Origin of the sequence: Citrobacter sp. Cpo126 (genome assembly GCF_030332445.1) — a bacterium.
Lineage (GTDB): Bacteria > Pseudomonadota > Gammaproteobacteria > Enterobacterales > Enterobacteriaceae > Citrobacter > Citrobacter portucalensis.
Genome location: NZ_JAOWHT010000043.1, coordinates 193,118 through 205,340 on the forward strand (window position 1 = coordinate 193,118; position 12,223 = coordinate 205,340).

General features: G+C 52.3%; 11 protein-coding genes and 6 tRNA genes. 7 read left to right on the forward strand and 10 right to left on the reverse strand.

Going from position 1 to position 12,223, the window contains the following annotated elements:
* Positions 1-253: 253 nt before the first annotated feature.
* The 4 genes from OGY17_RS21480 to OGY17_RS21495 all read right to left on the reverse strand — a co-directional run bounded on the left by OGY17_RS21480 (position 254) and on the right by OGY17_RS21495 (position 654).
* Positions 254-329, reverse strand: a tRNA-Lys gene (locus OGY17_RS21480).
* A gap of 4 nt (positions 330-333) precedes the next feature.
* Positions 334-409 (reverse strand) — tRNA-Val (locus tag OGY17_RS21485).
* Positions 410-456: 47 nt separating this feature from the next.
* Positions 457-532, reverse strand: a tRNA-Val gene (locus tag OGY17_RS21490).
* 46 nt (positions 533-578) lie between these two features.
* Positions 579-654: transfer RNA gene (locus OGY17_RS21495), tRNA-Val, on the reverse strand.
* Between the two features lie 258 nt (positions 655-912).
* Between OGY17_RS21495 and gltX the strand changes: the two genes are divergently transcribed.
* Positions 913-2,328 carry a glutamate--tRNA ligase gene (gene gltX / locus OGY17_RS21500; RefSeq protein ID WP_008785393.1) on the forward strand — a complete coding sequence of 472 codons (1,416 nt, stop codon included), beginning with the start codon at positions 913-915 and terminating at the stop codon, positions 2,326-2,328.
* 56 nt (positions 2,329-2,384) lie between these two features.
* Here gltX and OGY17_RS21505 read toward each other — a convergent pair whose 3' ends face one another.
* Positions 2,385-2,777 (reverse strand): MerR family transcriptional regulator, encoded by a 393-nt coding sequence (locus tag OGY17_RS21505; RefSeq protein ID WP_003834896.1) that lies wholly within the window; start codon positions 2,775-2,777, stop codon positions 2,385-2,387.
* A 1-nt stretch (position 2,778) separates the two neighbouring features.
* Entirely contained in the window at positions 2,779-3,141 is a 363-nt protein-coding gene (locus OGY17_RS21510; RefSeq protein WP_003028277.1) for a YfeC-like transcriptional regulator, read from the reverse strand.
* A gap of 221 nt (positions 3,142-3,362) precedes the next feature.
* On the opposite strand from OGY17_RS21510, the gene OGY17_RS21515 reads away from it, so the two are divergent.
* Together OGY17_RS21515 and OGY17_RS21520 are read left to right on the forward strand one after the other, a co-directional pair.
* Positions 3,363-3,438 (forward strand) — tRNA-Ala (locus OGY17_RS21515).
* Positions 3,439-3,480: 42 nt separating this feature from the next.
* Positions 3,481-3,556: transfer RNA gene (locus tag OGY17_RS21520), tRNA-Ala, on the forward strand.
* A 139-nt stretch (positions 3,557-3,695) separates the two neighbouring features.
* Here OGY17_RS21520 and nupC read toward each other — a convergent pair.
* The gene (nupC, locus tag OGY17_RS21525; RefSeq protein ID WP_003834893.1) at positions 3,696-4,898 is read right to left on the reverse strand and encodes a nucleoside permease NupC; all 1,203 of its coding nucleotides are present in this window, start codon (positions 4,896-4,898) and stop codon (positions 3,696-3,698) included.
* A 273-nt stretch (positions 4,899-5,171) separates the two neighbouring features.
* On the opposite strand from nupC, the gene OGY17_RS23380 reads away from it, so the two are divergent.
* Complete coding sequence (locus OGY17_RS23380; protein ID WP_418219455.1) at positions 5,172-5,246, forward strand: hypothetical protein; 75 nt, start codon at positions 5,172-5,174, stop codon at positions 5,244-5,246.
* Positions 5,243-6,481, forward strand: coding sequence for an Nramp family divalent metal transporter (locus tag OGY17_RS21530; protein WP_008785392.1), 1,239 nt, complete (start codon positions 5,243-5,245; stop codon positions 6,479-6,481). The genes OGY17_RS23380 and OGY17_RS21530 overlap by 4 nt, the downstream gene beginning before the upstream one ends.
* Before the next feature lie 32 nt (positions 6,482-6,513).
* Here OGY17_RS21530 and ypeC read toward each other — a convergent pair whose 3' ends face one another.
* Both ypeC and mgrA read right to left on the reverse strand, forming a co-directional pair.
* Positions 6,514-6,840: a DUF2502 domain-containing protein YpeC gene (gene ypeC, locus OGY17_RS21535; protein WP_003834889.1), complete on the reverse strand. Its 327-nt coding sequence runs from the start codon at positions 6,838-6,840 to the stop codon at positions 6,514-6,516.
* 137 nt (positions 6,841-6,977) lie between these two features.
* Positions 6,978-7,967 carry an L-glyceraldehyde 3-phosphate reductase gene (mgrA, locus tag OGY17_RS21540; RefSeq protein ID WP_008785391.1) on the reverse strand — a complete coding sequence of 330 codons (990 nt, stop codon included), beginning with the start codon at positions 7,965-7,967 and terminating at the stop codon, positions 6,978-6,980.
* A 182-nt stretch (positions 7,968-8,149) separates the two neighbouring features.
* On the opposite strand from mgrA, the gene OGY17_RS21545 reads away from it, so the two are divergent.
* On the forward strand, positions 8,150-9,802 hold the full coding sequence (locus OGY17_RS21545; protein ID WP_008785390.1) for an alpha-keto acid decarboxylase family protein: 1,653 nt from the start codon (positions 8,150-8,152) through the stop codon (positions 9,800-9,802).
* Here OGY17_RS21545 and OGY17_RS21550 read toward each other — a convergent pair whose 3' ends face one another.
* Positions 9,803-11,038 (reverse strand): ion channel protein, encoded by a 1,236-nt coding sequence (locus OGY17_RS21550; RefSeq protein ID WP_008785389.1) that lies wholly within the window; start codon positions 11,036-11,038, stop codon positions 9,803-9,805. It abuts the gene before it with no gap.
* Between the two features lie 204 nt (positions 11,039-11,242).
* Here OGY17_RS21550 and glk point away from each other — a divergent pair, with 204 nt between their 5' ends.
* Positions 11,243-12,208: a glucokinase gene (glk, locus tag OGY17_RS21555; RefSeq protein ID WP_003028256.1), complete on the forward strand. Its 966-nt coding sequence runs from the start codon at positions 11,243-11,245 to the stop codon at positions 12,206-12,208.
* Positions 12,209-12,223 lie beyond the last annotated feature (15 nt).

Here is a 12,223-nt window from a genome sequence, read left to right on the forward strand (position 1 = left end):
TTGTCTGTGCCGGATGGCGACTGACGTCTTATCCGGCCTACGCGTGTTGTGTTGTCTGTGCCGGATGGCGACTGACGTCTTATCCGGCCTACGCGTGTTGTGTTGTCTGTGTCGGATGGCGGCTGACGTCTTATCCAGCCTACGTGTGCGGTATTGTCTGTAGGCCTGATAAGCGTAGCGCATCAGGCGATGCAGGTTCGAATCTTATAAATCGCAGATAGCAAAAAGGCGCCTTTAGGGCGCCTTTTTACATTGGTGGGTCGTGCAGGATTCGAACCTGCGACCAATTGATTAAAAGTCAACTGCTCTACCAACTGAGCTAACGACCCGAAGTGGTGGGTGATGACGGGATCGAACCGCCGACCCCCTCCTTGTAAGGGAGGTGCTCTCCCAGCTGAGCTAATCACCCACTTCGGTACTTCAATTTTATTGTAAGAAATCCAGCTGGCGAGAAAGTGGTGGGTGATGACGGGATCGAACCGCCGACCCCCTCCTTGTAAGGGAGGTGCTCTCCCAGCTGAGCTAATCACCCACTTCTCAATTTCTTACTCTACACGGCGGAGACTACATAAAGTAGTTGGTGGGTGATGACGGGTTCGAACCGCCGACCCCCTCCTTGTAAGGGAGGTGCTCTCCCAGCTGAGCTAATCACCCCCGCTGTGTGGAGTCGCATTATAGGGAGAGTTGAAAATGAGTCAACGCATTTTCTAAAGAATTTGTTCGTTCGTCGTAAATTTAAACAAAACGATCGCAAATCAATCCATGCAGCATGATTTGTATACGAAAATGGCAAAGCGTGATGTTCCAACCTGAACAACATTGAGGAATCAGGCCACAGTGATAGAATACGAGCCTGATAATCTTCCCAGGATTTGCCGGTTGTCGGCATCTTTATAAACGTAAGGCCATTTCATGAAAATCAAAACTCGCTTCGCGCCAAGCCCGACAGGTTACCTGCATGTCGGTGGTGCGCGTACTGCTCTATATTCCTGGCTTTTTGCACGTAACCATGACGGTGAGTTTGTGCTGCGTATTGAAGACACCGATCTTGAACGCTCCACTCCGGAAGCTATTGAAGCCATTATGGATGGCATGAACTGGCTGAATCTGGAATGGGATGAAGGCCCGTACTTCCAGACCAAACGTTTTGATCGCTACAACGCCGTGATTGATGAGATGCTGGAAGCCGGTACCGCGTATAAATGCTACTGCTCCAAAGAGCGTCTGGACGCACTGCGCGAAGAGCAGATGGCAAACGGTGAGAAGCCACGTTACGACGGTCGCTGCCGCCACGGGCATGAACATCATGCTGCTGATGAACCATGCGTGGTGCGTTTTGCCAACCCGCAGGATGGATCCGTTATTTTTGACGACCAGATCCGTGGGCCGATCGAATTCAGCAACCAGGAGCTGGACGATCTGATCATCCGCCGTACTGACGGTTCCCCGACCTACAACTTCTGTGTTGTTGTCGACGACTGGGATATGGAAATCACTCACGTTATTCGTGGTGAAGACCATATCAACAACACTCCGCGTCAGATCAACATCCTGAAAGCGCTGAATGCGCCGGTGCCGGTTTATGCACACGTGTCGATGATCAACGGCGACGACGGTAAAAAACTCTCTAAACGTCACGGTGCGGTCAGCGTTATGCAGTATCGCGACGACGGTTACCTGCCGGAAGCGCTGCTGAACTATCTGGTGCGTCTGGGCTGGTCCAGCGGCGATCAGGAAATCTTCACCCGTGAAGAGATGATCAAACTGTTCTCCCTTGGTGCGGTAAGCAAGTCTGCCAGTGCGTTCAACACCGAAAAACTGCAGTGGCTGAACCATCACTACATTAATTCGCTGGCACCTGAATATGTGGCAACGCATCTGCAATGGCACATTGAGCAGGAAAATATCGATACTCGCGTCGGCCCGCAGCTGTCTGAGCTGGTTAAACTGCTGGGTGAGCGCTGCAAAACGCTGAAAGAGATGGCGCAGAGCTGCCGCTACTTCTACGAAGACTTTGCTGAGTTCGACGCGGATGCAGCTAAGAAACACCTGCGTCCGGTAGCGCGTCAGCCGCTGGAAGTGGTTCGCGATAAGCTGGCTGCTATCAGCGAGTGGACGGCAGAAAACGTGCACCACGCGATTCAGGCAACCGCTGATGAGCTGGAAGTGGGTATGGGTAAAGTTGGGATGCCGCTGCGCGTAGCCGTAACCGGCGCGGGTCAGTCTCCGGCGTTAGACGTAACGGTGCATGCGATTGGTAAATCCCGCAGCATTGAGCGTATTAATAAAGCGCTGGCGTTTATTGCTGAGCGTGAAAGCCAGCAGTAAGAGTGGTTGAGCGATGAAACAACGGCAGGAGCGCATCCTGCCGTTTTTTTTGCCTGTTATTCAGACTCATCAATACCCAGACGGGTAAGGAAAGTGCGAATACCTTCGCGCGAAATATACATTGCCAGCTTTTCTTGTTCCGTTGGGGACATGTTGTCCAGTGCGCTAATTATCTGGCGACAGGCGTGGCTACGCACCACGTGGGTGTATTCTGCCAGCGGTTCCTCAGCCTGATAAATTTCAGGGACTTTGCGAAAAGCCGGAATATTGAGCAGAAACGTACGGACACTGGAGTCGATATGGATCAGTCTTGCACGACCCCCTTTAACGCCGGGAAACTTTTCAGTGGTCCAGTTTTGTTCTCTGATCCAACGATTGACGGTTTGTTTGGCAACCCCGAGACATTCCGCCAGTTCTTCGGTCGTCATTTTGCTGCGTAATTTTTTCATATTATTTGTTGTCGCGGATCCCTAAGCGTTGTAACAAACCCGTAATGCCTTCACGCAGGATCAGTGACGTAAACATTTTTTGTTCTGACGGAGTCATCTCTTTGGCGAGCCTAATCAGTAGAGCTTCGATAGAGGTATCGCCGGATAACGATAAATTATCTGATAAACCTTCGGCTGAACGCTCAGCACTGCGAATGTATTCACGAACTTGTTCGGTGACGTGAACCAGACGCGCTTTACCGCCCTGTACGCCTGGTTTTGGTGATGTAGCCCAACCCTCCTTGCGCACCCATTTATTGATGGTCTGTCGGCTGTATCCGGTCAGATTAGCAAGTTCTTCTGGCGTCATCCGTTCCTTGAACATAACGATTCCCTGAATAGTCGTGGGGTTAATTAGTGGCTCATTTTATAGCACCATTTTAGTAGAAACCGTGACGCGTTTAACTACTGAATGCGAGTTGTTACGCAATGTTCTTCATTTGACTGCTTTTTCAGCGATTGAATTCTATGAGTTAATTTTGCCGTTGACACACGCGAAGGGAATTCATATGATGCCGCCCGTCAACTCGACAAGCTTTACGTAATGGGGCTATAGCTCAGCTGGGAGAGCGCTTGCATGGCATGCAAGAGGTCAGCGGTTCGATCCCGCTTAGCTCCACCAAATTTAATCCCAATGAATTTGGTATGTACGTAATAGCATCGTGGGGCTATAGCTCAGCTGGGAGAGCGCTTGCATGGCATGCAAGAGGTCAGCGGTTCGATCCCGCTTAGCTCCACCAAAATTTAAACCCTCGCTGAAAAGCGGGGGTTTTTTGTTTCTGTTTCCACCCTGTATCTCTTCGGTTTGCTGAATAGCAGGCATAAAAAAACCGGGGAGAAGAATCTCCCCGGTCTTATCAATACGATGTTGTCTTACGCTTACAGCACCAGTGCTGCGATAGATGCAGACAGTACGCTCACCAGCGTAGAGCCGTACACCAGCTTCAGACCGAAGCGGGAAACCACGTTACCTTGCTCTTCGTTCAGACCTTTAATCGCACCGGCGATAATACCGATGGAAGAGAAGTTAGCGAAGGAGACCAGGAACACGGACAGGATACCTTCTGCACGCGGAGAGAGCGTGGCGGCAATTTTCTGCAGATCCATCATCGCAACGAATTCGTTGGAAACCAGTTTGGTTGCCATGATACTGCCCACCTGCAGCGCTTCACTGGACGGCACACCCATTACCCATGCAACCGGGTAGAAGATGTAGCCCAGGATGCCCTGGAAGGAGATGCTGTAACCAAACCAGCCGGTCACGGTGGCGAACAGGGCGTTCAGGGCTGCGATCAGCGCGATGAAACCAATCAGCATTGCCGCAACGATAATTGCCACTTTGAAACCTGCCAGGATGTATTCACCCAGCATTTCGAAGAAGCTCTGGCCTTCGTGCAGGTTAGACATCTGAATGTTTTCTTCGCTGGCATCAACGGTGTACGGGTTGATCAGCGACAGCACGATAAAGGTGCTGAACATGTTCAGAACCAGCGCCGCAACCACGTACTTCGGTTCCAGCATGGTCATGTACGCGCCGACGATAGACATGGAAACGGTCGACATCGCCGTTGCAGCCATGGTGTACATACGGTTGCGAGACATTTTGCCGAGAATATCTTTATAGGCGATAAAGTTCTCGGACTGACCCAGGATCAGGGAGCTGACGGCGTTGAAGGATTCCAGCTTGCCCATACCGTTCACTTTGGATAACAGGAAACCAATCGCGCGGATGATAACCGGCAGAACGCGGATATGCTGCAAAATACCGATCAGGGCGGAAATGAAGACGATTGGGCACAGCACTTTCAGGAAGAAGAATGCCAGGCCTTTGTCGTTCATGCTGCCGAAGACAAAGTTTGTCCCTTCATTAGCGAATCCGAGGAGTTTTTCAAACATCTCGGAGAAGCCTCTCACGAAGCCCAGACCGACATCAGAGTTCAGGAAGAACCATGCCAGTAACACTTCAATAACAAGCAATTGAATAACATAACGAATGCGGATTTTTTTACGGTCACTGCTTACCAGCAGTGCGAGTACCGCAACCACGGCAAGGGCCAGGACGAAATGAAGAACGCGGTCCATATTTGCTCCAAATATGAGGCAGGTTTAGTTTTCGTGCACATTCTATGTAACAACCATAAAGAAAACGAGATCAAACACACACTATAATAAGGACCTGTGACGAGATTCAAAATTAGTGATCGGTGATACACTTCTGTTATGTTTAGTATGGAAGTGAAAAGTTATGTCATTGTGCTAATCTCATAACAATAATTAAACATCTCACCGGTATTTCCAGAATCCTTATCGATCCATAGACAAACTCTATCAGAGAAATCAACTTCACCCATTAAAATGAATTTGATAATCATTCTCAATAGGCGTAGCTTGAAACATAGCAAAGGCTATGTTTCTGAGGCACTAAAATGACTAACGATCGCGTTGAGAGTAGCAGTGGACGGGCAGCGCGCAAGTTGAAGCTCGCATTAATGGGACCTGCGTTCATCGCGGCGATCGGCTACATCGATCCGGGCAACTTCGCCACCAACATCCAGGCAGGGGCCAGCTTTGGCTATAAACTGTTGTGGGTGGTGGTCTGGGCAAATCTGATGGCGATGCTGATTCAGGTGCTGTCGGCAAAGCTGGGTATTGCCACGGGTAAAAACCTGGCGGAGCAAATTCGCGATCACTATCCTCGTCCGGTGGTGTGGTTCTACTGGGTGCAGGCCGAAATTATCGCCATGGCGACAGACCTTGCTGAATTCATTGGTGCCGCGATTGGTTTCAAATTGATCCTCGGCGTGTCGTTATTGCAGGGGGCCGTGCTCACCGGTATCGCGACTTTTTTGATTCTGATGTTGCAGCGCCGTGGGCAAAAACCGCTGGAAAAAGTGATTGGCGGCTTGCTGCTGTTTGTGGCTGCGGCTTACATTGTGGAACTGATCTTTTCCCAGCCGAACTTCGCGCAACTTAGCAAGGGAATGGTTATCCCGAGCCTGCCTAATTCCGAAGCGGTGTTCCTGGCGGCTGGCGTGCTCGGTGCGACTATCATGCCACACGTCATTTATCTGCACTCTTCCTTAACTCAGCATCTGCACGGCGGAACACGTCAACAGCGCTATGCGGCCACGAAATGGGATGTGGCAATCGCCATGACGATTGCTGGATTTGTCAATCTGGCGATGATGGCGACGGCTGCCGCTGCATTTCACTTTAGCGGGCATACCGGTATTGCCGATCTCGATCAAGCGTATCTGACACTTGAACCGCTGTTGAGTCACGCTGCGGCGACGGTATTCGGTTTAAGCCTGGTGGCTGCGGGACTTTCTTCTACCGTGGTCGGTACGTTGGCCGGGCAGGTGGTGATGCAAGGGTTTATCCGCTTTCACATTCCGCTTTGGGTACGCCGTACCGTTACTATGATGCCATCATTTATTGTGATTTTGATGGGACTGGATCCGACGCGCATTCTGGTGATGAGCCAGGTATTGCTCAGTTTTGGTATTGCACTGGCGCTTGTGCCGCTACTGATCTTTACCAGTGACGGTAAGCTGATGGGCGATTTGGTGAATACCCGTTGGGTAAAACAGGTAGGTTGGGTGATTGTTGTACTGGTGGTGGCGCTTAATATCTGGCTGTTGGTAGGAACCGCACTCGGTTTGTAAAAACAAAAGGGCCCGTTGGCCCTTTTGTTACATTAATGATGATGTTTGTGGCCACGCCCGCGACCGCGGTGGTCGTCACGATCGTTCCAGCCTTCACGATAACCACGCTCATAAGCTTTGCGTTTGTCCCAGCCACGATGGTAGCCGTTGTCATGACGCCACCAGCGATTTTTGCGCCACTCATAGTTATGGTGCCAGTAATCCCGGTCGCGCCAGCGGCCGCCATCCCAGTAGTTACCGTAGTTATCGCGATCGCCAATTTGTAATTTTATTGATGGCAGCAGGGTGATTTCGCCAGCGTTCGCGGCCAGCGGTGTAAAAGCCAATAAGACTGCCGCCAGAATCAGTGACCTGAACATGTTTTCTCTCCTTCACGATCGAGCCGTAGCCGGCCTGTTAACGTAATATTACGGGGCAGTAAAGCCCCGTTTCATCGCCTTAACTCTTAAATCGCAAGTGAGAGCACTTTTTGTTAATAAATGTGTCTTTATTTCAATCAACTCAGGATAGCATCAATCTCCGCGCACTCTTCAGACGTAAAGTGACGGTTTGCCAGCATGCCGACAGCATCTTCAATTTGTGCTGGTTTACTGGCGCCAATCAGCACTGACGTGACTTTGTCATCCCGTAACACCCATGCCAGCGCCATCTGGGAAAGCTTTTGCCCGCGTTGTTCTGCCAGCACATTCAGCGCCCGCACTTTTTCCAGCTTTTGTGGAGTGATCTGGTCCGGATTCAGAAAGCGACTGGTGCTTGCCGCACGAGAATCCGCAGGAATGCCGTTCAGATAGCGGTCGGTTAACTGTCCGCCAGCCAGCGGTGAGAAGGCGATACTGCCGACACCTTTTTCCTGTAATAGTGACAGCAAGCCATCTTCGACCCAACGTTCAAACATGGAATATTTGGGCTGGTGAATAAGGCATGGCGTACCTAAATCGTCGAGTATTTCAATCGCCTGCCTGGCAAGATCTGCCGGATAGTTAGACAACCCGACGTACAGCGCTTTGCCCTGACGGACGATGTGATCCAGCGCGCGCATGGTTTCTCTGAGCGGTGTTTCAGGGTCGGGGCGATGGTGGTAGAAGATATCGACATACTCCAGCCCCAGACGCTTCAGGCTTTGATCGAGACTGGCAATCAGATATTTGCGTGAACCCCAGTCACCGTAGGGGCCTTCCCACATGGTGTAGCCCGCTTTTGTGGAGATAATAAGCTCATCTCGCCACGGTAAAAAATCTTCCTGCAGGATCCGACCAAAATTCCGTTCTGCCGAACCCGGCGGTGGACCATAGTTATTTGCCAGATCAAAATGGTTAATCCCCAGATCGAATGCGCGCTGTAACAATGCGCGACTGTTCTCGACCTGCGTGGTATCGCCAAAATTGTGCCACAAACCCAGAGAGACAATCGGGAGCTTAAGGCCGCTTTGACCGCAGCGGCGGTACTCCATTGTCTGATAACGATTTTCATCTGCGTGATAAACCATGTCACCTCCCTTCCACAATGCGTGTGTCTTTCAGTGTATACGGTTACACCGTCGATTCTTCAATGAATTTTAACCGCCAAAACTGTAAATCCTGCTTTCCACCCTTTCACAGCGACTTTCCTGGACAGTCATCACAGTTCTTCGATACTCAACATGAGGTTACCGTCAGAAGGATAGCTGTCATGCAAACCCCGTATTCCGTTGCTGATTATCTGCTGGACAGGCTGGCAGGCTGTGGCGTCGGCCATCTCTTTGGTGTGCCGGGCGATTATAATTTGCAGTTTCTTGACCGCGTGATTGAACATCCCGACGTATGTTGGGTCGGGTGTGCGAATGAATTGAATGCGGCTTATGCGGCAGATGGCTATGCCCGGGTATCCGGGGTAGGGGCGTTGCTTACCACGTTTGGTGTGGGCGAGTTAAGCGCAATTAACGGTATTGCGGGTAGCTTCGCGGAATATGTTCCTGTTTTGCATATTGTCGGCGCACCCTGTCGCGGCGCGCAGCGTCGCGGAGAGTTGATGCATCACACTTTGGGTGACGGTGACTTTCAGCATTTTTACCGCATGCAGCAGGCAGTAACAACGGCCAGCGCGATACTGGATGAACAAAATGCCTGCTATGAAATTGACCGTGTGTTGCGAATGATGCTCAGCGAGCGCAGGCCGGGCTATCTGATGCTGCCTGCTGATGTGGCTAAACAGCCTGCTACGCCACCGAATGATATTATGATTGTTCCTCTGAGCGAGCCGGAAAGCAGCGTGATAGAGGCGTTTCGCTACCATGCCCGTGAACGATTGCTGGACAGCCCACGCGTAGCGTTGCTGGCAGACTTCCTCGCGCTGCGTTTTGGTCTGCAGCCGGTTTTACAGCGCTGGATGGCAGAAACGCCGATGGCTCATGCCACGTTGTTGATGGGCAAAGGACTGTTTGATGAGCGTCACCCGGCGTTTGTTGGCACGTACAGCGCTGGAGCCAGCAGCGATTATGTACGTCAGGCGATAGAAGATGCCGATACGATAATGTGTGTCGGCACACAATTTGTCGATACCCTGACAGCTGGGTTTACACAACAGCTACCGCTGGATCGCACCATTGACGTTCAGCCCCATGCGTCACGAATTGGATCCCACTGGTTTAACATCCCGATGGAGCAGGCGGTCACCACATTACGTGAGCTGTGCCTGGAAATGTCGTTTTCTCTACCGCCAGAACGTCCGCCAATTAGGCGTGTTCAGGTTGAGAAGGGCCCACTGACGCAGGAAAACTTCTGGCACACGGTACAGCAGTTTCTGAAGCCTGATGACATTATCCTCGTCGATCAGGGAACCGCCGCCTTTGGCGCGGCTGCGCTCTCACTACCTTGCGGGGCGGAAGTACTGGTTCAACCGTTGTGGGGATCTATCGGCTACGCGCTCCCGGCGGCATTCGGCGCGCAAACGGCCTGTCCGGACCGTCGGGTGATCCTGATTATTGGCGATGGCGCGGCGCAGCTCACCATTCAGGAGCTGGGCTCCATGCTCAGAGACGGGCAATCGCCGGTTATTTTACTGCTCAACAATGACGGTTATACCGTGGAGCGGGCCATACACGGGGCAAATCAGCGCTATAACGACATCGCCGCCTGGAGCTGGACGTCGGTGCCGCAGGCGTTTAGCCGTGAATGTCAGGCAGAATGTTGGCGGGTGAAGCAGGCGGTACAGCTGGAAGAGGTGCTGGCCCGGTTGTCCCATCCGCAACGACTGTCGTTAATTGAGGTGGTGCTACCGAAAGCCGATCTTCCTGAATTATTGCGCACGGTGACCCGTGCGCTGGAATCTCGCAACGGCGGATAGCTATTTATCAGGGCGCTCAGCGACCATCATCGGTTTGCCTGCCAGCAGCAGCCAGGCGGGCAGCATGACGATACACAGCAGTGGCAGCAGGGTGGAATCTGGCACCACCACTGCTGCCATAAACAGGCTCAGCCAGGCGTCACGGGTGACGACCAGCACCAGCCCGAGAATAGAGCAAGAAACCGTGATGGCAGCCGGCACCGCTTCAACATGGGCGTGCAGCATCAGGCCAAGCGCGACGCCAACGAATACCGCCGGGAAGATTCGTCCGCCGCGAAAACCACTCGCCGCTGCTACCACTAATGCCGTTAGTTTGATCACGGCGAGCATGAAATAATCTGATGTCCCCAGCGTTTGGCTAAACGCCATTTGCTGCATTTCGTCCAGTCCCTTAAACAAGGTAAGCGGCCCGCCGATAACACCCAAAATGCCAAGGATAAAACCGCCTGCCCCGAGGATCAGCACCGGGTGTTTTAATCGATGCATTAAATGGTGCAAACGCGGCAGACACCAGACGGCAACCATCCCAGCGGCAATGGCGATGGCAGCAACAACCGCGCCGCTGAGGATATCGATCAAGTGCATCTGCGTGTAGTGCGCGATAGGCAGTGAAAAATGGGGGTGAAAAAACAGGCTGGTGGTTAGCGAACCCGCGGCGGCGGCCATTAACGGTGCAAACAGGCGATCCCACAAGGGCACATCGTTTGAGCTATTCAGCGTTTGCGAAAATATCAGCGCGGCGGCAACGGGGGTACCAAATAGCGCGCCGATGGTACCGGCAGAGGCGAGAATGGTCCAGTCCAGCTTTGCAATGCGCGGAAACATGCGGCTACCAAGTGCCACTGCCAGAGCGATATTTACGGTCATGATGGGGTGTTCCGGACCCAGACTGACGCCACCCGCGAGGCCGAGGATTAGTGCTGCCAGCAGACCCGGTATTGCTGACGTTGGCACCGGCATACCAATTAACGGTTCACAGGCCGGATCCGGGCCTGCGTGGCCATGGCTGTAACGGATTACTAACCCGACCATGATCCCCGTGAGTGTCAGCATACCGATAATCCAGACCGGAGAGTCCTGGGCTATACCGATGCTAACAGGCAGACGTTCCCACAAAAACTGCTGTAAAACGGAAGCCACTTTCATCACAACGATCAACACCAGGCTGGACGCTATGCCAATGATTAGCGCTGGGGTTGATAGCAAGAGCATCGTTCTGGCTCGCGGATGGAGCATTTTCTATTCCTTAAAACAGAGTCATAGACATAGTTTGCACAGCCTGCCTGACGACATCGCTGCAAATGGTGCTGAAACGATAAAGTAATTGTGTGATCTGGATCGATTTTCCACGGGCATCAGCCTTCAGACCGTTGTTGTTATGTCCCCATGAATTTACAGTGTGGCAAAGATTTATTCTGACTTTAGCGGAGCAGTGGAAGAATGACAAAATATGCTTTAGTAGGGGATGTTGGCGGCACCAACGCGCGTCTTGCTCTGTGCGATATTGCCAGCGGCGAGATTTCGCAGGCAAAAACCTATTCCGGGTTGGATTATCCAAGTCTGGAGGCGGTGGTGCGCGTGTACCTGGATGAGCATAGCGTTAGCGTTGAAGATGGTTGTATTGCCATTGCCTGTCCGATCACCGGCGACTGGGTGGCAATGACCAACCATACCTGGGCGTTCTCTATTGCTGAGATGAAAAAAAACCTGGGCTTCAGCCATCTGGAAATCATCAATGATTTCACCGCTGTGTCGATGGCGATCCCGATGCTGAAAAAAGAGCATTTAATCCAGTTTGGTGGTGCGGAACCTGTTGAAGGTAAACCTATTGCTGTTTATGGCGCAGGAACCGGGCTCGGCGTGGCGCATCTGGTCCACGTGGATAAACGCTGGGTAAGCCTCCCAGGTGAAGGCGGCCACGTGGATTTTGCGCCTAACAGCGAGGAAGAGGGAATTATCCTTGAGGTTCTGCGCGCGGAAATAGGTCACGTGTCCGCAGAACGCGTGCTGTCTGGTCCGGGACTGGTGAATCTGTATCGCGCGATCGTCAAATCTGACGGACGCCTGCCGGAAAATCTGCAGCCGAAGGATATCACCGCACGGGCGCTGGAAGATTCCTGCATTGACTGTCGTCGTGCGCTGTCGCTGTTCTGCGTCATCATGGGACGTTTTGGTGGCGATCTGGCGTTAACGCTGGGCACATTTGGCGGTGTGTACATCGCCGGCGGTATTGTGCCGCGCTTCCTCGACTTCTTTAAAGCGTCGGGCTTCCGCGGTGGTTTTGAAGATAAAGGCCGTTTTAAAGCCTACGTGCAGGATATTCCGGTGTATCTGATCGTGCACGATAATCCTGGACTACTTGGCGCTGGTGCGCATTTACGTCAGACGCTGGGCCATATTTTGTAAGGTCAGGGCCGGATG

Coding starts and splice junctions, on each gene's coding strand:
- gltX (WP_008785393.1), top strand. CDS start 913: ATGAAAATCAAAACTCGCTTCGCGCCAAGCCCGACAGGTTACCTGCAT.
- OGY17_RS21505 (WP_003834896.1), bottom strand. CDS start 2,777: ATGAAAAAATTACGCAGCAAAATGACGACCGAAGAACTGGCGGAATGT.
- OGY17_RS21510 (WP_003028277.1), bottom strand. CDS start 3,141: ATGTTCAAGGAACGGATGACGCCAGAAGAACTTGCTAATCTGACCGGA.
- nupC (WP_003834893.1), bottom strand. CDS start 4,898: ATGGACCGCGTTCTTCATTTCGTCCTGGCCCTTGCCGTGGTTGCGGTA.
- OGY17_RS21530 (WP_008785392.1), top strand. CDS start 5,243: ATGACTAACGATCGCGTTGAGAGTAGCAGTGGACGGGCAGCGCGCAAG.
- ypeC (WP_003834889.1), bottom strand. CDS start 6,840: ATGTTCAGGTCACTGATTCTGGCGGCAGTCTTATTGGCTTTTACACCG.
- mgrA (WP_008785391.1), bottom strand. CDS start 7,967: ATGGTTTATCACGCAGATGAAAATCGTTATCAGACAATGGAGTACCGC.
- OGY17_RS21545 (WP_008785390.1), top strand. CDS start 8,150: ATGCAAACCCCGTATTCCGTTGCTGATTATCTGCTGGACAGGCTGGCA.
- OGY17_RS21550 (WP_008785389.1), bottom strand. CDS start 11,038: ATGCTCCATCCGCGAGCCAGAACGATGCTCTTGCTATCAACCCCAGCG.
- glk (WP_003028256.1), top strand. CDS start 11,243: ATGACAAAATATGCTTTAGTAGGGGATGTTGGCGGCACCAACGCGCGT.